The organism is Flavobacterium sp. PMTSA4 (genome assembly GCF_032098525.1).
Taxonomy (GTDB): Bacteria; Bacteroidota; Bacteroidia; order Flavobacteriales; family Flavobacteriaceae; genus Flavobacterium; species Flavobacterium capsici.
On the sequence record NZ_CP134890.1, the window covers coordinates 1,250,145 to 1,269,518 of the forward strand.

The 19,374-nt window shown below is 30.5% G+C and carries 19 protein-coding genes and 1 tRNA gene; 10 read left to right on the plus strand and 10 right to left on the minus strand.

All coding sequences use genetic code 11. The features are described 5' to 3' along the window. Positions 1-50: 50 nt before the first annotated feature. Complete coding sequence (locus RN605_RS05740; protein ID WP_313323007.1) at positions 51-1,007, minus strand: DUF4476 domain-containing protein; 957 nt, start codon at positions 1,005-1,007, stop codon at positions 51-53. Positions 1,008-1,162: 155 nt separating this feature from the next. Here RN605_RS05740 and rmuC point away from each other — a divergent pair, with 155 nt between their 5' ends. The 6 genes from rmuC (at position 1,163) to RN605_RS05770 (ending at position 10,365) form a co-directional block, all read left to right on the plus strand. After that, the gene (rmuC, locus tag RN605_RS05745; RefSeq protein ID WP_313323009.1) at positions 1,163-2,491 is read left to right on the plus strand and encodes a DNA recombination protein RmuC; all 1,329 of its coding nucleotides are present in this window, start codon (positions 1,163-1,165) and stop codon (positions 2,489-2,491) included. Further along, positions 2,475-3,026 (plus strand): hotdog domain-containing protein, encoded by a 552-nt coding sequence (locus tag RN605_RS05750; protein WP_313323011.1) that lies wholly within the window; start codon positions 2,475-2,477, stop codon positions 3,024-3,026. Before rmuC ends, RN605_RS05750 begins: the two co-directional genes overlap by 17 nt. A 102-nt stretch (positions 3,027-3,128) precedes the next feature. Further along, positions 3,129-4,541, plus strand: coding sequence for an Ig-like domain-containing protein (locus RN605_RS05755; protein ID WP_313323013.1), 1,413 nt, complete (start codon positions 3,129-3,131; stop codon positions 4,539-4,541). Positions 4,542-4,559: 18 nt separating this feature from the next. Next, the gene (locus RN605_RS05760; protein WP_313323015.1) at positions 4,560-6,593 is read left to right on the plus strand and encodes an FG-GAP-like repeat-containing protein; all 2,034 of its coding nucleotides are present in this window, start codon (positions 4,560-4,562) and stop codon (positions 6,591-6,593) included. 133 nt (positions 6,594-6,726) lie between these two features. Next, on the plus strand, positions 6,727-7,854 hold the full coding sequence (locus RN605_RS05765; protein WP_313323016.1) for a hypothetical protein: 1,128 nt from the start codon (positions 6,727-6,729) through the stop codon (positions 7,852-7,854). A 21-nt stretch (positions 7,855-7,875) separates the two neighbouring features. Then, a complete protein-coding gene (locus tag RN605_RS05770; RefSeq protein ID WP_313323017.1) occupies positions 7,876-10,365 on the plus strand; it encodes a CRTAC1 family protein in 2,490 nt (829 codons plus the stop codon). A gap of 71 nt (positions 10,366-10,436) precedes the next feature. Here RN605_RS05770 and RN605_RS05775 read toward each other — a convergent pair whose 3' ends face one another. Both RN605_RS05775 and RN605_RS05780 read right to left on the minus strand, forming a co-directional pair. Further along, positions 10,437-11,276: a DUF5777 family beta-barrel protein gene (locus RN605_RS05775; protein ID WP_313323019.1), complete on the minus strand. Its 840-nt coding sequence runs from the start codon at positions 11,274-11,276 to the stop codon at positions 10,437-10,439. Positions 11,277-11,297: 21 nt separating this feature from the next. Next, positions 11,298-11,684, minus strand: a complete 387-nt coding sequence (locus RN605_RS05780) for an OB-fold protein (protein ID WP_313323020.1) — start codon at positions 11,682-11,684, stop codon at positions 11,298-11,300. A gap of 63 nt (positions 11,685-11,747) precedes the next feature. On the opposite strand from RN605_RS05780, the gene RN605_RS05785 reads away from it, so the two are divergent. Then, a complete protein-coding gene (locus tag RN605_RS05785; protein WP_313323022.1) occupies positions 11,748-12,110 on the plus strand; it encodes a hypothetical protein in 363 nt (120 codons plus the stop codon). A gap of 10 nt (positions 12,111-12,120) precedes the next feature. Further along, the gene (locus RN605_RS05790) at positions 12,121-12,660 is read left to right on the plus strand and encodes a YceI family protein (RefSeq protein WP_313323023.1); all 540 of its coding nucleotides are present in this window, start codon (positions 12,121-12,123) and stop codon (positions 12,658-12,660) included. Between the two features lies 1 nt (position 12,661). On the opposite strand, the gene RN605_RS05795 is transcribed toward RN605_RS05790, so the two are convergent. The 3 genes from RN605_RS05795 to RN605_RS05805 form a co-directional block, all read right to left on the minus strand. Further along, on the minus strand, positions 12,662-13,531 hold the full coding sequence (locus RN605_RS05795; protein ID WP_313323025.1) for an ion channel: 870 nt from the start codon (positions 13,529-13,531) through the stop codon (positions 12,662-12,664). 94 nt (positions 13,532-13,625) lie between these two features. Then, positions 13,626-14,123 carry a GNAT family N-acetyltransferase gene (locus RN605_RS05800; protein WP_313323027.1) on the minus strand — a complete coding sequence of 166 codons (498 nt, stop codon included), beginning with the start codon at positions 14,121-14,123 and terminating at the stop codon, positions 13,626-13,628. After that, positions 14,124-14,579, minus strand: coding sequence for a DUF1801 domain-containing protein (locus RN605_RS05805; protein WP_313323029.1), 456 nt, complete (start codon positions 14,577-14,579; stop codon positions 14,124-14,126). Positions 14,580-14,654: 75 nt separating this feature from the next. Between RN605_RS05805 and RN605_RS05810 the strand changes: the two genes are divergently transcribed. Together RN605_RS05810 and RN605_RS05815 are read left to right on the plus strand one after the other, a co-directional pair. Beyond that, positions 14,655-15,743 carry a DUF3667 domain-containing protein gene (locus RN605_RS05810; protein WP_313323031.1) on the plus strand — a complete coding sequence of 363 codons (1,089 nt, stop codon included), beginning with the start codon at positions 14,655-14,657 and terminating at the stop codon, positions 15,741-15,743. 6 nt (positions 15,744-15,749) lie between these two features. Then, positions 15,750-16,775, plus strand: coding sequence for a M28 family metallopeptidase (locus RN605_RS05815; protein ID WP_313323033.1), 1,026 nt, complete (start codon positions 15,750-15,752; stop codon positions 16,773-16,775). A 61-nt stretch (positions 16,776-16,836) separates the two neighbouring features. Here the strand turns inward: RN605_RS05815 and RN605_RS05820 are convergent. The 4 genes from RN605_RS05820 to RN605_RS05835 all read right to left on the minus strand — a co-directional run bounded on the left by RN605_RS05820 (position 16,837) and on the right by RN605_RS05835 (position 19,216). Beyond that, positions 16,837-16,912 (minus strand) — tRNA-His (locus RN605_RS05820). 63 nt (positions 16,913-16,975) lie between these two features. Further along, a complete protein-coding gene (gene bshB1 / locus RN605_RS05825) occupies positions 16,976-17,692 on the minus strand; it encodes a bacillithiol biosynthesis deacetylase BshB1 (protein WP_313323035.1) in 717 nt (238 codons plus the stop codon). A gap of 44 nt (positions 17,693-17,736) precedes the next feature. Then, positions 17,737-18,792 carry an isochorismate synthase gene (locus RN605_RS05830; protein ID WP_313323037.1) on the minus strand — a complete coding sequence of 352 codons (1,056 nt, stop codon included), beginning with the start codon at positions 18,790-18,792 and terminating at the stop codon, positions 17,737-17,739. A gap of 1 nt (position 18,793) precedes the next feature. Then, positions 18,794-19,216 (minus strand): PaaI family thioesterase, encoded by a 423-nt coding sequence (locus tag RN605_RS05835; RefSeq protein WP_313323039.1) that lies wholly within the window; start codon positions 19,214-19,216, stop codon positions 18,794-18,796. Between the last annotated feature and the right edge of the window lie 158 nt (positions 19,217-19,374).

Consider the following 19,374-nt stretch of genomic DNA (forward strand, 5'->3'; position numbering starts at 1 on the left):
AAAAGACCATTCAGGAATGAACAGTCTTTCGTATAAATTTTTATTGAAAATTATTGACGACTTTGAACGTAATCAGATAATTCATCTGCATTTGAACTGAATTTGAAAATTCCGTTTAACTTAAAATAGTTTCTTGGTTCAATACAATAATCATAAGCAAATTTTGCAAAATCTAATTTATTGTCTTCAAAGCTAAAAAGATTTGCAATTTGTATAATTTGATCAACATTTAAACAATTTACAGCAATAACTTGTTTAGCCGTTTTTAACTTAGAATCCTCAAAACTTTGTTTTTTGATAGTTGCTAAAGCAGCATTAAAGTTTCCTGGTGTCATGCATGAATTGCCGCCACAACCTCTAACTGGTTCAACATGATTTCCGTGATTTCCATGATTTCCTGAATGAGAACTTGATGAAGTTGTAGTTGTAGTTTGAGTTACGCTACCATTTCCCATATTATCATTAATCGAAACTCCCATATTAATTCCGCCAACATTAACGCCAACACCAATATTTGTTCCTCCTGTTTGTGTAGTTGTAGTAGTTGTAGTTTGAGAAACACCTCCAACTTGCTGAACTATTACTGGTGCAGGTTGTGGTTGCCCATAATGAACAACATGAACATTTGAAGCAGGAATAAAATCAGGAACGACAGGAATTGACGAAAAATAATTCATCTTTAATTTAGTCTTATTGTTTTTGTCTCTTCTGATTTTATACGTCACATCCATAAAAATTCCATCAGCATCAGTAATCATCAAATTGTTTTTTGAAATATCCATCAATGTATTATCTGCAAATTTCACTTTTGCATTGTAATACGGTTGATTTAATTCTTCAACTCTAAGATTTGATTGTGGAGTATCGTTAATGACTTCTCCGTTAAGAATTAATGTAAATTTATCTCCATCTTCAGAGAAAACATTCAAATGTCCATAAGGACCAATTTGAGCAAAGTTAATTGTTGAAACCATCAACACAACTAGTAAAGTAATTTTTCTTTTCATAAAAAATAAGTTAAAAAACGTGGTAAATATAATTTTTTCTTTGATTAAAATGACGATTTCAAAAACGATGCCAAAAAGTTTTCTGAATTTGAAAAATGATTCTTTAATTGTTATTGTTTCTATGTATATTTAAACCTTTAAAAAATATCACAAAAATGAGTGAAAATTTAGTTCTATTAGCTGCATTTGTAATCGCCTTAATCATTGGAATTTTTATTGGAAAAAATCTTTTTGCAGCTAATTCAAAATCTGAAAAATCTTCATTAGAAGAAAAAATAAATGGGTTACTAGCTCAAATCGAACAGTTAAAAAATCAAACGCAACAAATAGTTCAAGAACGAGAAACCATTCGTAATGAAAAAGAAGCTTTAATAATTCAGCTTTCGAAAAAAGAAACTGATTTTGAAAATCTTTGGGAACGTAACAAAGAACAAAAAGAAGAAGTTGAAAAACTTCAGGAGAAATTTACCAAAGAATTTGAAAATTTGGCCAATAAAATATTAGAAGAAAAAACGGTTAAGTTCACCGAACAAAACAAAGAAAACCTTAAAAATATTTTAACTCCATTACAAGATAAAATTCAACTCTTTGAAAAGAAAGTCGAAGATACACACAAAGAAAGTATTGATTATCATGCTGCTTTACGTCAACAAATTCTTGGTTTGAAAGAAATGAACGAGCAAATGAGCAAGGAAACTTTAAACTTAACTAAAGCGTTGAAAGGCGACAGCAAAATGCAAGGAAATTGGGGTGAATTGATTTTGGAGCGTGTTTTAGAAAAATCAGGTTTAGAAAAAGGTCGTGAGTATGAAGTCCAACAAAGTTTTACTACTGATGAAGGCAGAGTTCAACCCGATGTTGTAATCAATCTTCCAGATGGAAAGAAAATGATTGTTGATTCTAAAGTTTCGCTTACTGCTTATGAAAAATATGTAAATGAAACCGATGATGCCGAAAAATCGAATCATTTAAAAGAACATATCAATTCTATAAAACGCCATGTTGAGCAATTGGGCAACAAAAATTACCACGATTTATATCAAATGGAAAGCCCTGATTTTGTTTTACTTTTTATCCCAATTGAGTCGGCTTTTGCAATTGCCTTGAATGACGATAATTCGTTATACAACAAAGCCTTTGAAAAAAATATAGTAATCGTAACACCTTCTACTCTTTTGGCAACTTTGCGAACCATTGACAGTATGTGGACAAATCAAAAGCAACAGGAAAACGCATTAGAAATTGCCCGACAAGCTGGTGCTTTATATGATAAATTTGAAGGTTTTGTTTCTGATTTAGTAAAAATTGGAAAAAAAATGGACGAAGCAAAAGTAGAATATCAAGGAGCAATGAACAAACTTGTTGACGGCAAAGGAAACTTAATAACTAGTGTTGAGAAGTTGAAAAAAATGGGTGCAAAAGCCAAGAAAGCATTGCCTGAAAATATTTTAATTAGAGCCGAAAAAGATGAACAAGAACTTTAAAACTGTAGCTGAATCACAAGTAACAATGTCGTTGTTGATGTTGCCTTCACACTCCAATTTTAGCGGAAAAATTCATGGTGGTTTTATTTTATCGCTATTAGACCAAATTGCCTTTGCAAGTGCTTCAAAATTTTCTGGACATTATTGTGTAACAGCTTCAGTAGATACAGTTGATTTTTTAAACCCAATAGATGTTGGAGAGTTAGTCACTTTAAAAGCGTGTGTCAATTTTGTTGGAAAAACTTCCATGATTGTTGGAATTCGAGTTGAAGCAGAAAACATTCAAAGTGGTGAAATCAAACATTGCAATTCAAGTTACTTTACGATGGTTGCGAAAGATGAATTAGGAAAACCAACTCAAATTCCGGGTTTAAGAATTAAAACAAAACAAGAATACCGCCGTTTTTTAAATGCTTTGAATAGAAAGAAGAAGCAAAAAGAAATTAACAATTATAAAGTTGACATTAATTATAATTCTGAGGATTTAAAAAATGAATTATCACAGTATAATGTTATAGTAGAAAACTTAATTTAATTCAACATTTTTTAATCTTTTAAGTAAAAGATTATCAGATATTCAACTAGCGTTTGATTTTTAGTTTTTTTTTCTATATTTGGATTTCTTTTAAAAAATACAATGAAAAAAATCTACTTTTTATTTTTAACGTTATCCTTAGTAATCGTTGGATTTTATGCATGTTCCGACGATAATGAATACACCGAAATTAGCCCTATTGCAGCTGACGACACAGTTTCAAGCACTTTAACAAATGCCGTTACAATAGATGTTTTATTAAACGATACAACTGGTGGTGTTCCCGTTGCGACAACTGTATCAATAGTTGGCGGAACTGACACGGATTCAAATGGAACTTTAGATAAATTAGATGTTGTTAATGAAGGTATTTGGACTGTAAATAGTACAACCGGAAGCATCACTTTTACACCTGTTGCGAACTACGTTGGAAATCCAACACAAATATCTTATACCGTTAAAAATTCTCAAGGAAATGCATCAAACGAAGCGATAGTTACAATTAACGCAACACCAATTGTAACCTTTGATATTTTAAATGTTCCTTATGCTAAACTTTCTGACTATAATTTTTTCGTTGGAAACATTACAAACCAAATCCCATCTTTGAATGTAGTTGCTTATGAACCTGCAAGTTCTTTGTTTACAGATTATGCTCAGAAAAAAAGATTTATTTGGATGCCAAATGGCGTAAATGCTACTTATGTAGATGATGACAAAATTTTAAATTTCCCAGTAGGAACAGTTCTTATCAAGACTTTTTATTATACTACAATTCAACCAGGAAATCAAACCAAACTTATCGAAACTAGATTAATGATTAGAAAAAGTGATGGTTGGAAATTTTATGAATATTTATGGAATGATGCACAAACTGATGCTGACTTACTTCCCGCAAACGAATTTCTGAATGGAAGTTTTAAAACAATTACATTCACTAAACCAAATAATGAAGTAGTAACTACAAACTACAGAATTCCATCAGATACAGAATGTCTTTCATGTCATAAAATTAATGAAGTTCCAACTCCAATTGCTGTAAAACCACAAAATTTAAATCATAATTTCAATTACTCAGCTGGTAGTATGAATCAATTACAAAAATTGGTTTCACAAGGTTACCTAGATAGTTATCCTTCAAATATTGCATCAACTGTAGATTATCATGATACAACTAAATCTTTGAGTCTGAGAGTTCGTTCCTATTTAGATGTAAATTGTGGTCATTGCCATCAAGATCAAGGCAGATGTGATTATAGACAAATTCGTCTTGGTTTCAGACAAAATATTGAAGATTCAAATATTGGAATTTGTTTAACTGCTGATGAAGAAATTAGCCCAACTTTACAAAAAATAATTACTCCAGGAAATGTTTCAAAATCGATAATGCATTTCAGGATGAGTTCCAATGAAGAAAGTGAAAGAATGCCTTTATTGGGTAGAACTATTGTTCACGATGAAGGTGTTGAACTTTTAGAACAATGGATTAATTCATTAAACCAATCTTGTAACTAACTATAATTAAACCAATCAATGAAAAAAACTCTATCTTTTTTAGTTTTGTTTTTCTGCTCTTCAGTTGTTTTTGCTCAATTAGATTGTGCAAATGCAGTGTCAGTAGCATTAAATTCAACTACAACCGCACCAGCATTTACAAATGAAAATGGTGTTGCTCCAACTCAATTATGTGGATTAAATAATGGTACCGGATCAAAAGGTAAATGGTACAAATTCACTGCAACTCAAGATATAAATGTAACAATAACTACAGTTTTATCTCAAAACAACAATAAAGACACTCGATTAATTGTTTATTCTGGAACTTGTGCTGCTCTGGTTTGTATTGGATCAAATGATGACTACAATGGCAGTTATGGTTCACAAGTAACTTTTGCAGCGACAAATGGTACTACTTATATTTTTGCATTTGACAATCGATACAGCTCAGCTACTTTTGACTTTTCAGTTATAGAAGCTGCTCCTCCAGCACAAGATATTTTGTCATTCACTTCAACTCCAGTTTCAGGAATTGCAGGCAATTTCAATAATTGTATAGTTGATATGAATGGTGATTACCTAGACGATATCGTATCCGCAATCAGCACTACTCAACTTGCTATTACATACCAACAATCAAATGGAACATTTTCTACAGTAACTTTTCCTTTAACCAATACAGTTATTACGCCTTCTTGGAGTATTGCTGCAGGTGATTATGACAATAATGGTTTTAATGATTTGATTTATGGTTCAGGAAGTGGGGTTACTTTCTTAAAAGCAGACAATGATGGTACAGCTTACACAACTGACAGAAAAACACAATCGTATTTAGTACAAAGAACAAATTTCGTTGATATAAATAACGATGGTTTATTAGATGGATTTGCATGCGATGATAATGCTCCAAACAGATACTACATTAATGATGGAACAAACCTAAATCATATTCAAGGTGGAATTGGTGATTTTGCTTCTGGTGGAAATTATGCTACCAATTGGTTTGATTTTGATAATGATGGTGATGTTGATGCCTACATTGCAAAATGTGGCCAAGGTGGTTCTGGAGTTGGAGGTAATATTGACCAACTGTATAGAAATAATGGTAATGGAACTTTTACCAACATTGCAGTTGAGGCCAACATGGCAAACCCTGAACAAACCTGGTCTGGAGCCGTTGGTGACTTTAATAATGATGGTTGGATGGATGTTATTGTTGGTGTAAATTCTCTTTCAGATGGACATTCAAATGTAAAAAGAAATAATGGTGATGGCACTTTTACTAGTGTTACTGCTGGCTCTGGATTTGATACTTTTAATTCTACAGGTAGAGAATATGTAGCTCAGGATTTTAATAATGACGGATTTTTAGATGTATTAGGTGCTGGAAGCACAATTATGTTTGGTGATGGAAACTTTCATTTCACACCAAATCCAAATACATATCCTTTATCGACAGTAGATAGACCAATAGGCGACCTAAATAATGATGGCTTTTTAGACATTCAAAATGGAAATAATATTCTGTTTAATAATGGCAATTCTAACAATTGGTTCAATGTAAACTTAAGAGGAATTTTAAGTAACAGAAACGGAATTGGTGCTAGAATTGAAATTCATGGCGCTTGGGGAATACAAATAAGAGATGTTCAAAGTGGAACAGGTTTTCAAAACATGAGTACTTTAACAGCTCATTTTGGAATTGGTCAAGAAACTCAAATTACACAGTTAGTCATTAAATGGCCATCTGGAACAGTTGATACTATCCAAAATCCTGCTAGTAATCAATCTTTATTAGTAGTTGAAGGTTCAACATTGTCAATAAATGATTTTAATAACACAGCATTTAATTTATATCCTAATCCAGCCAAAAGAATTTTAAACATAAATTCTAACAATGGTATGACTTTTAAATCAATTACTGTATTTGATTTGAATGGTAGAATCGTATTAAAATCTAAAGTAGACAATGCTTCTGTAGATGTTCAACCTTTAACAACTGGAACTTATATTGCTTTATTACTTGACGAAAATGGTAAAACTTATTCAAGCAAGTTTATTAAAGAATAGCTATTAGAATCAAAATATTTAAAGCTCTGTAAAAAACTTACAGAGCTTTTTTAATATTATTTTTTATCGTTAAAGCAATAATTTTTAACCAGTTAATCTAAATAATTTATTATATTTGGTTTTATTTTTTTGAATGAAGAAAAACTACTATTTCTTTTTATTGGCTTTAATAATTATCATTTTCTCATGTTCCCAAAACAATGATGAATCTGAATACATCCCAGTTTCTCCTGTAACTGTTGATTTATCACAAGTGCCATACCCAAAATTATCCGACTATAAATTTTTCGAAGGCGATTTAAAAAATCTAAATCCTAGTTTGAATGTTTTACCCTATCAACCAGCAAGCTCGTTATTTAGTGATTATGCTCATAAGAAAAGATTTGTTTGGATGCCTATTGGAAGTAAAGCAAATTTTAATGGAGACATTAACGCATTGGAACTTCCAGTTGGAGCAGTTTTAATCAAAAATTTCTTTTATGAAAATGTTCAACCAAACAATGAAATTAGAATCGTTGAAACCAGATTAATGATTAGAAAATCTTCTGGATGGATTTTTGCAAATTATGTTTGGAATGCAGAACAAACTGAAGCATTTTTCGATTTAAATGGAAGTAACACTCATATCGAATGGAAAGATGAAAATAATGTTATTAGAACTGTTGAATACCGCATCCCAAATGAAGTTCAATGTATCACCTGTCACAAAACAAGAGCGACAGTTAACGGAGAATCTGTAACCGTTTATACTCCTATTGGAATTAAACCTCAGAATTTAAATTTTAATTATGACTATGGCACTGAATCAAAAAATCAACTTTTGAAATGGGTAGCGCAAGGTTATCTTGAAAGTGATTTTGGTTTACCAAGTGAAGAAAATACAACTATAAATTACGAAGACACTTCAAAATCCCTAGAACTCAGAGCTAGATCATATGTTGACATAAATTGCTCTCACTGTCATCAAAACGATAGACATTGTGACTATAGACCGATGCGTTTTGCTTTTTATGAAACTGGCGACACCACAAATGGTTTAACAAATATGGGAGTTTGTGTTAATACAAGCGATATGCAAGATTTTCCAAGTGAATTAGACAAAGTAGTTACACCACAAGAAATTGACAAATCAATGTTGTTTTACAGAATTAATACAACGAACGAAAGCTATAGAATGCCTTTACATGGTAGAACATTAATACATACAGAAGGTGTTCTACTTATTAAAAACTGGATTAACTCATTACACGAATGCAATTAAAAATCTATTAACCCAAAAAACATGGAATCAAAAAAAGTAAGAATCAAAAAAAATCAACATTGGCTGATTTTTCAAATCAGTTTGATTGTTATGCTATTTACTTGGCAAAACAACTATTCACAAAACACTTGTGCAACAGCTGTACCAATAACAGCTGGATTATATACAATAAGTGTTATTGATGGAACTAATATCCAAACAAGTTGTTCAACAACTCCAACGTTAGCTGAATGGTATGTTTACACACCAACACAAAATTGGAATGTAACTTTAACTTCTGATTTACCTCAAAACATCTGTAAAGACACTAATTTTGAGGTCTATACTGGTAATTGTGGCGCTTTAGTTTGTTATACTGGTGATGATGATGGTGGTGTTATTCAATGTAATTCTGGTGCAAATACTAATTCATATTTATCTACTAAGACATTTGAAGTTACTGCTGGAACTACTTACTACATAAATTGGAACAATCAATGGAATCAAACAGCGGGTTTTGATTTTCAATTAACAGAAGCTGCTATTGTTCCTAATCCATGTAATTCTGCAACAGTCATAACTGCTGGAGTTACAACTGTAAGTGCAATTGATGTTGCTAATATTAGTACAGCTTGTTCTACAGCATCAATGGCTAAATGGTACAGATATACCCCAACTCAAAATTATCAAGTAACCGTAACTTCTGATTTACCTGAAAATATTTGCAAAGACACTAATTTTAGTGTTTATACTGGAGCTTGTAACGCGCTTACTTGCATTGCAAGTGATGATAATTCTGGAGTAATACAATGTAATTCAGGCAACAACTACTCAAATCTTTCTACAAAAACTTTTATTGCAAACGCAGGTACTAGCTATTATATTGCTTGGGACAATAAATGGAGCGCTCAAGGTTTTAATTTCCAAATAATTGAAGCTGTAATTCCTCCACCGAGAATTACCTATAATTCTCAAACCATGACAACTTTAACTAGCCAATACAATCTATGTATAGTTGATATGAATGGTGACCATAAAGATGATTTAGTTGGTGTTAGTGGCAACAATATAAAAGTACATTATCAAAATGAAACTCCTGGAACTTTCTCGATTGTAGATTTTCCAGTAGCAGGAACTAGCTATATGCCATCTTGGAGTATGGCAGCTGGAGATTACAATAAAGATGGTTTTAATGATTTAGTTTTAGGAAGTGGAAGTGGTTTATCGTTATGGAGATCAAATAGTACAGGAACTGCATATACAAACACAACTCCTGGAGATTATATCTTTTGTCAAAGAACTAATTTTGCAGACTTAAACAACGATGGGAATTTAGATGTTTTTTCTTGTCATGATATTGCTCCAAACGTTTACTATTTAAATGATGGTGCTGGCGGCATGACTTACTATCAATCAAACACAACTGCAGGTGCAATGAATCTTGATGCTGGTGGTGGAAATTATTCAACACTATTCACCGATTTTGATAATGATGGCGATACAGATGTTTTCATTTCAAAATGTTCTGGTCCACCTTGTCAAATGTTCAGATATGATGGAGGCAATACTTATACAAATGTTTCAGCAATGACTGGAGTAAGTATAACTCCGATTCAAACTTGGTCATCTGCTATTGCAGATTTTGATAATGATGGAGATATGGATATTATCATTACTGCAAGTTCAGGTGCACATCACTATTTCAGAAACAACTTTGAAACAACAAATACTCTTAGTCCTTTTACCGAAATAACTTTAGGTTCGGGATGGGATACTAATTCATCAACAAATATTGACAATGTTGCTTATGATTTTGATAACGACGGTTTTGTTGATGTTCTTGGTGGTGGAAATAAAATTATGTTTAATCAAGGTAACGGAACTTTTATGCCTACTAGTTACACAGCTATTGGTGTTGGAGCTATTGGTGATTTAAATAATGATGGGTTTTTAGATATTCAAAATGGTTCTACAATCCGTTATGCGGTTCCTAATGCTAATAATTGGTTTAAAGTAACTTTAAATGGCATACAAAGTAACAGCAATGGTATTGGCGCAAGAATTGAAATTTATGGAGCTTGGGGAAAACAAATTAGAGATATTCGTAGCGGTGAAGGCTTTAAATATATGAGTTCGTTAAACGGTCATTTCGGACTTGGAACTGCTACTGCAATTGATCATGTTGTTGTAAAATGGCCTTCAGGAATTGTTGACAATTATTACAATGTTCCAATTAATAGTACATTAAACACTGTAGAAGGTTCTACATTAGCAGTAACTAGTATTTCAAATTCTAACTTTGCTGTATATCCAAATCCTGCAAAAAACACCATTAACATTCAACAAAATAATTCAGCATCAGCTTCATTAGCTAAAGTTGAAATATATGATTTAAATGGTAGAATGGTGTTAGAGAAAAATATAGCTAACGAACAATCTATAAACGTAGAGAAATTATCAACAGGAACTTATATACTTTTATTGATAGATTCAAATTCAAAAAGATTTACTCAAAAAATTATTAAAGAGTAACAAACTAATTAACCTGACCAATAAAAAAAGCCTTGAAAATTTCAAGGCTTTTTTTGTGTAAACAAATATTTTTAAAATACTCTTAGTAAATTAAATCCAAAGAAAATATCTCCTTTTGACCAATCGCCAGTTGAATTTCCTAAAAATCCTGCTTCATGCATTGCCTGAGAATTTGTGAAATGCATTTGGAAAACATGTCCTCCAGTTTCTAAATCAAATCCAACAGATAAAGGATTATTAAAAGGAGAACTTGAAGAGCGATTTAAATGCGCTGCATAATCTACATTAAGCGACCAACGTTTTGCAAATTTATATCTTCCACCCATTCCCAAAGCAAATTGACTATTTTCCTGATCATCAACAAAAACAGTATTTTCATGAAAATAAGTTGGTGCCAATTCTAATGACAAATTGGTATTTACTTTTTTAGACAACAACAACTGAGAAACGTAAATTAATCTGTTTTCAAATTTCAATTTTGGATAATTATTTTCTTTGAGAGTATTATCAATCCCTAAACTTGTAAATGCAGCTATAGTAATAGGAAAGCCATTAACTTCTTGATTTTTAATCAGAAACTTTCCTGAAAAATCATATGCAACTTCACTTCTTGCTCCGCTAACAGTTAACCAATCTGTTAATCCATAAACGAATTTTAATTGAGTTATAGCATTATCTAAACCATAAAATCCTTCAAAACCATCTTTAATAGAACCAAATCTGTGTGCAACAATAAAATATAAATCTCCTTTTGAAGCAAGCTTGGTTGATTCAATATTTACAATTTTCAGACCTTTGAAGGCAGCATCAACTTTAATTTTTGTAGAATCGGCTACATCAATTTCATTGAGCAAATCGTCTTGTGCCCAAATAGATAAAGGAAACAGTAGTAATAAAATAATTTTTTTCATAGTTATATTTGATTATCAATTTTATTTTTTGGTACATTGATCCATTTGTAATTCGTCAAGTAGACTATCAAAACCTACTAATCTTCCTTTTACAATTATTGAATCATTGACGATTATATCTTCGGAAAGTTCGTTTTGAAAAATGGCATTTAATTTTGAATCAATCACCACACTTTTTGTTGATTTATCAACTGAAGTTACCAAACCTTTTACTTCAATAGTTTTATCCAAGTATTTTGAATTTGCTTCACTTTCGTTTGATGAAAATGCAGAATAAATTTGAGAAGTAGTTTCAACAATTGATGCGTTTTCGGTTGAAATATCACGATGTTCTTTATAAATAAATTTGTAAACAAAAAATCCTATTATTAGCAATAGAATTATTAAAAAGTAGATTTTTTTCTTCATAGTTAGCTTTTTTTTTATGTAAATTTACATAAAAATGCTATTTAATACTAAAATTAATCAAAAATGAAAAAGAATAAAATTTATGTTTTTATATTGAGCATTGTATTGTTTTCATCATGTACAAGCGATTCAACAAGCGATTTATTACAAGAAATTGATAATAACGATATAACATATACTTTATTTGTTAAATCAGTTATAGACAATAATTGTATTGTTTGTCACGCAACAACACCTATAAATGGTGCTCCGATGTCTTTAACAACTTATGCAGATGTTAAAAATGCAATTCAAACAAGAGGTTTGTTAGACAGAATATCAAGACCTCAAGGTTCATCAGGAATGATGCCAAATGGAGGCACAAGACTACCACAAGAAACAATTGATAATATTTTTACTTGGGCACAAAATGGTTTCCCAGAATAAATTATAAATTATGAAAAAATATCTCTTATTATTATTTTTAAATAGCTGCATAATTTCTTTTGGACAAACAAAATTAATTGCCAAAAATGGTTCTGTTACTTTTGAAGCATCTGTTCCTGCATTTGAAGAAGTTAAAGCTAAAAACGATGCTGTAACGTTTGTTTTGAATACAAGCAACGGAGAAATTGCTAGCTTAGCACTAATGAAAGGATTTAGATTTAAAGTTGCTTTGATGGAAGAACATTTCAACGAAAACTATGTTGAAAGTGATAAATTTCCGAAAGCTACTTTTAAAGGAAAAATCGAAGGATTTGATTATTCAAAAATAACGTCAACTGCAAAAGAATATAACATCAAAGGCGCCATTGAAATGCATGGAAAATCAAAAGAAATAAATATAAAAGCTAAAATTTCTAAAAAAGATAATGGTGTTCAACTACAATCAAATTTTAACTTGAATTCAGATGATTTTGATATTGAAATTCCGAGTATAGTTAGCTCAAAAGTTTCAAAAAAAGTAGCTGTTAATTTAGATGTTGTTTTAAAATAAATTAGGCAAGGTCTACTTTTTCAAAATCATTTAATTTGTCAATATGCAAAATGGTTTTATTGTCGTCTGTGCTTTTTGAAAACATAGGTTTAAATTTAGCACCATATACAACTTCCTTAAAAGTATAAGAAGTTCTTTTTACAACATTTGAACTGAACATATCGTCAAATGTTTTGAAAAAAACTAAAATTTCGCCTTCGTCATTTTTGAAATTTTCAGCAGTCAGTTTATAAAGCGGACTATTTTCTGTAATTGGATGAACTAATGTCCAACTTAATGTCAAAGCATTTATTTTATCTAATTCTAAGTCAAGAGTATAAAATTTGTTGACAAACTTTCCGTTTTCCTCCAAAACCATTCCTAATGTTACTTTTGCTTCAGCATCGGTCAAATTTGTATTTTTATAAGGCGTCATTCTAAACATCAAAGCGGTTCCATTTCCATATGGAGCAATCAAAGCATTTTCTGAAAATCGAACATGAGCTTTTGGCATACTAAATCTTCCATAGAATAATCCTGTAGCAATGGCAAAACTTAACAATCCTGATAAAGCTTCTATCGAAGCAATCATACTAGTCATAAAACCGCTTGGACTAATATGACCATAACCAACTGTTGTAAATGTTTGGATACTGAAGAAAAAAGCCATTCCAAATTGGTCTAATTTAGTAGTTGCAGAAACGCCAACTAAATGTTCAACACCAACAACGTAATAAACACAAGCGAAAAGAAGATTTACTAAGACATAAAAATTAACCACTATAACCATAAACTTCCATCGAGGAATATTCAACATAGTGTGATCCCAACTAATGCTATCAAAAAAACCAACACCTATTTTTTTAACATTAGCATTACCTGTTTTCTTCAAAAATCTTCCGCCATAACTTGTTGCGTTGGCACCAAATCCTGTAGATTTATCTGTTTTTGCTTTAGTATTTATTTTTTTTTAAAAAACTCATAATTTAAATTGCTTTCTCCATTACGTAATCTTCCATTAAATAACCATTTCCTATATCAATGTCTTCTTCTTTTACAATACTAAATCCAATTTTTTCGTAAAAATATTTAGCCGAATTATACCGATTTACATTCAAAAAAACTGCTTTATCATTTTGCTTCAAGGCTTCATCAGAAATATAATTAATTATCGTTTTACCTATTCCTTTTCCTTGCAAATTGGGTAAAATGTATATTTTATGAACTTTTGTTTTATTGGAATTCTCACAGTTAAACTCATACGAAGCAAATCCTAAAGGAATTAAATCTTCATAAGCTATAATAAAATTATGCTTTTTTATCTGTGATTGTTTTTGAAGCGATTCTATGCTATACATCATTTCAAACATATAATCCAGCTGTTCTTGGCTCAAAATTTTACCGTATGTAACTGGCCAAACAACTTTTGCTATTGTTCTAATTGTTTTAAAATCAGAATCAGAATTTTGATTAATTGTTATCATTTATCTTTTTAAAGCACTTTCATACATCGAAATCCAATCTTCAACTATAACTTTTTGGGTTAATTGTGCTATCAACTCAAAAGGAATGTCATCCATTTTTTTGAAGCGAATACAACTTTTCCCCATGTCTAATTTTGTTTTACAATGCTTTGGATATTCAGAAACAAACCAATCTAACAATTCTTTTTTGCTATAAATTCCCATATGATACAAAGCCACAAAATTCTTTTGCGAAGCGATACTCATAAAAGGCAAAGGTATTTTTGGATCACAATGATAACCTGATGGATAAATAGAATGTGGCACAACATATCCAATCATTCCATAAGCAATTCCTTCTTTGAAGCCATTTGGAAGATTTTCTAAAATTGTATTTCTCAATTTATTCATAACTGATTTTCGTTCCTCAGGTAATTCTAATAAATATTGCTCGATTGTTTTTGCAGAAGATTGCATAGTTGAATTTTTTATATCTCAAAAATAAAATAAATTTAATAGATTTACCTATTGAATATTTATTTGAATAAAAATATGTCACATAATCCAATTCGCGAAGACAAAACATGCTTAAACTGCCATCATGTTGCTGAAAAAAGATTTTGTCCCAATTGCGGTCAGGAAAATATTGATACTCGAAAAACATTCTATCAACTCTTTGTTCATTTTTTTGAAGATTTAACCCATTATGAAAATTCATTTTGGAAAACCATCAAAAATTTAATTTTTAAACCCGCTTCGTTAACCAAAGAATATCTTTCTGGAAAACGAATGAGTTACCTTGCTCCTATTAGGCTTTACATTTTTATAAGTTTTGTTACTTTCTTTTTGTTGAGTGTTATTCCTGACAATGAAGATACACCTGATGTGAATATTAATAAAAAAAATGAATTAAAATCATCAAATAAAAATAAGGATACAATTTATACCGAACAGCAAAAAATTATTGATTTAGAAAAAAGTGGTTCTATATCAAAAACAACATCTGACTCATTACAAAACTTAATAATTAAGGCAAAAAAAGAAGATTTAGAAAAAGATAAAAGTCAATTTACCTTGCTTGGAAGACATTATAAATCTGTTAAAGAATTGGACTCTATACAGAAAAATGGAAAGCCTTCTGAAAAATTAAATTCTTTTGCATATTGGTATACTAGAAAAATGCAACTGGTTAAAGACAAACATGATTCTGAGGATTTAAAAGAAAAATTTGCCGAATCTTTTCTTCACAATTTACCAAAATCACTATTCATTTACATGCCATTATTTGCTTTTATACTTTGGATTTTCCAAAATAAGAAGAGATGGTTTTATTTTGACCATGGTATCTTTACATTGCATTATTTCTCCTTTCTATTACTTGGAATATTAATAATAAGAATCTGCAGTTACTTTTTTGAATTTGTAAACGATTATACTTTTTTCAATGTTCTTGAATATATTTTCATGATTGTTTCAATACTTTACATGCTCTATTATTTTTTTCCAGCACATCATCGATTTTATGAAGAAAAAAGAAGCATTACTATAATTAAAGGAGTTACAATGTTTTTTATAAATTTAATTTGTATTACTCTAATTCTATTTTTTATGGCAATTTATACATTCATCAATATTCACTAAATAATTATGTTAAATAAAACAATCAATATTGCAATTATAGTTTTCCTTTTTATTAGTTGTAGCACAACTAAAAAAATAGACTATCAAAAAAGCACAGAAAAATTTGCATCCTCAATTTCTGAAAGTTCTCTAAAAACTAATCTAACCATCATCGCATCTGACGAAATGGAAGGAAGAGAAACCGGAAGTGAAGGTCAAAAAAAAGCAGGTAGATATATTATTGAACAATATCAAAAAGCTGGAATTTCATATCCAAAAGGAGCAACAAGTTATTATCAAACCGTTCCTGCAGCGTTTTTAAATGCTAAAAGAAATGAAAACCTTCCTGATTCAGAAAATATTTGGGCTTACATTGAAGGAACCGATAAAAAAGATGAAATTGTTGTAGTTTCAGCTCATTATGATCATGTTGGAATTAAAAATGGTCAGGTTTATAATGGTGCAGACGATGATGGTTCAGGAACTGTTGCGCTAATTGAAATTGCAAAAGCATTCCAAAAAGCCAAAAATGAAGGAAATGGTCCAAGACGTTCAATATTAATTCTTCATGTTACAGGAGAAGAACATGGACTTCATGGTTCAAGATATTATTCTGAAAACCCATTATTTCCTTTAAAGAATACTGTTGCCGATGTAAATATTGATATGATTGGAAGAAGAGATGAATTACATAAAGACAGCAACAACTATGTATATGTAATTGGTTCAGATTATCTTTCGAGTGAATTATATACTATTTGTGAAGAGGTAAATCAAAAATATATAGGTCTTAACTTAGATTATAAATACAACGATAAAAAAGACAAAAACCGCTTTTATTATCGTTCAGACCATTACAATTTTGCAAAAAATGGAATTCCATCGGTTTTCTTTTTTAACGGAGTTCATGCTGATTATCATAAAGCTAGCGATGAAGTTGACAAAATTGAATTTGACGCCTTAACTAAAAGAACTAAATACGCTTTTGCTGTTGCTTGGGAAATTGCAACCAGAGATAAAAAATTGGTAGTAGACAAAAATGATGGAATGTAAAATTTAAAAATATCAGTAAACAAAAAAATCCTTTCAATTTCTTGAAAGGATTTTACTTTTTGGGTGAAAGACGGGTCTCGAACCCGCGACCTTCGGAACCACAATCCGACGCTCTAACCAACTGAGCTACAATCACCATTTGTAAAGCGAGTGCAAATATAGTGCAAAAGTTATTTCTCGCAAAAATTATTTTAGATTTTTTATTTCAAATCTGATAAGCTATTGACAGCCAAATACCTTTCAACAGTAAATCCTTCGGCATATTCTACACCAACTAAACGACCTAAATCTTGAGAACGATAGTGAATACTTTCCAAAAAGTTTTTAGTAGCTATTGGTGTTACAGGTTCATTAGAATTTTCAGAATAAAACTGTGAACTATAAGCCAAAATAGACTTTGTTTTAATATCAACAAAATCAGTTATATCAACAACAAAGTCAGGTTCAATATTCTTCCATTGGATGTAATGATAAACAACCTTTGGTCTCCAAGCTTCTTGTATTTCTCCATTTAAACTTGTCTCAATCTTTCTCAAACCTGAAAGAAAACATGAATCGGAAACTAATTTGCTTCCTTTTCCGTGATCAATATGTCTATCTTCAATTGCATTACAAATAACAATTTCTGGCTTATATTTTCTAAGTATTTTTATTATTTCAATCTGATGTTTTTCATCATTTACAAAAAAACCATCACGCATGTCTAAATTTTCTCTAACTGATAAACCTAGTATCTCTGAAGCTTTTTGTGATTCTGAATTTCTAATTTCTACTGAACCTCGTGTGCCAAGTTCGCCTCGAGTTAAGTCAACAACACCAACTTTTTTTCCTAAAGAAACTTCTTTTGCAATTGTACCGCTACAACCTAATTCAACATCATCTGGATGAGCACCAAAGGCAAGTATATCTAATTTCATGCTAATAAATTTTGAACAAAATTAAGCTAATTTATTATGAAACACTAGGCAATAATTTTTTTCATAGTCATCGCCTTATTTACTGTTTCTAAATATTCATCCTTAGGATTACTTTCAGCAGTAATTCCACAACCAACAAATATTTGAGCTGTGTTTTCAACTATTTTCAAACATCTAAGATTTACATACAAATCTGAATGTTGAGTTCTAAAACTGGTAAAATCAATATTTAATTCGCCTAAAAACCCAGAATAATATTCTCTGTTATAACCTTCATTTTGAATAATAAATTCTTTTGCACTTTCTCTTGGCATTCCGCATACAGCTGATGTTGGATGTAATGATTTTATAACTTTCTCAACGGCTTTTTTACTTTTTAACTTTCCTGAAATTTTGGTTTTAATATGAAAAATCGAACCAGCTTTCACTGTTTTTGGATTGGAAACATTCAATTCCTTGGTAAAATCTTTAATACTTTCTACTATAAAATCGGTTACAAGTTGCTGTTCATTTATTTCTTTTTCAGTCCAAACTACTTTTTCAATTGAATCAACTTTTTGTGTTCCAGCCAAAGCAACTGTCTCAAAATTTGATTCTTTTGTTTTCAATAATTGCTCAGGAGTTGCGCCAAGCCACAAGCCAACTTTTGGATGATAAAAACAATAATTAAAAGCTGATGGATAATTTTGTAATGATTTTTTAAAAAAAAGTTCAATATCGAAGTTTTTTAACTCAAAAAGTTCTCTTCTTGAAATGACAACCTTTTCAAACTTTTTATTTTTTATAGAGTCAACTGCTTTAACAACAGTTTCTTCAAAATGGTCATTACCTAAATTAAAGCTATTATTATCTTCAAAAAAATAAGTTGAAAAATTGTTTTTCTCTACATAAACGTCACAAAACTGCAAAGGTAAAAATGGTATAATTTCACTATCAAAAGGAGCAAAAACAAATCCTTTCTTGTCAAATTTTTCCAAAAAATACAAATGGTCATTTTTTTGAAAAAGGCCAACAGTTTTACTAGAATCAGGCTTGCTGAAAATAACAAAAGGTAAATTTTGTTCTTGATGTGTTCTAACTTTTATAAATAAATCAGTCATTTTATCTTCTAGGTAAAATCATATTTGTCAACTTACAGAGCGAAATTAATTTATCATTTTCATCAGTGATTTTGATTTCCCAAAGATGAATACTTCTTCCTTTATGAATGATTCTAGCAGTTCCGTATATAATTCCTTCTCGCTTACTTCTCAAATGGTTAGCAGAAATTTCTATACCGCGAACTTCTTGCTTTTCAGAATTTACAAACATCATTGAAGCTGCACTTCCAACACTTTCTGCTAAAGCAACACTTGCACCACCATGAAGCAAACCCATTGGCTGATGAACTCTTGAGTTAACAGGCATTTTTGCCGTCAAAAAACCTTCACCAGCATCAATATATTCTATCTCTAAGGTTCGCATCAAAGTATTTTTTGACCAATCGTTACAGAGTTGCAACATCTTTTCTTTATCAAATGACATAGCTTTTTTTTGTAAAAATAACATTTATTTGCAACTCCAAAATAATTGAAAAATCAAATTTTCTTTATTCTAATACTAAATTATCTGTTTTAACGTTATACTTAAAGATATTAAATTTGAAATTTCAAAATTTTTCAAATTATTGTCTATTTTTACAC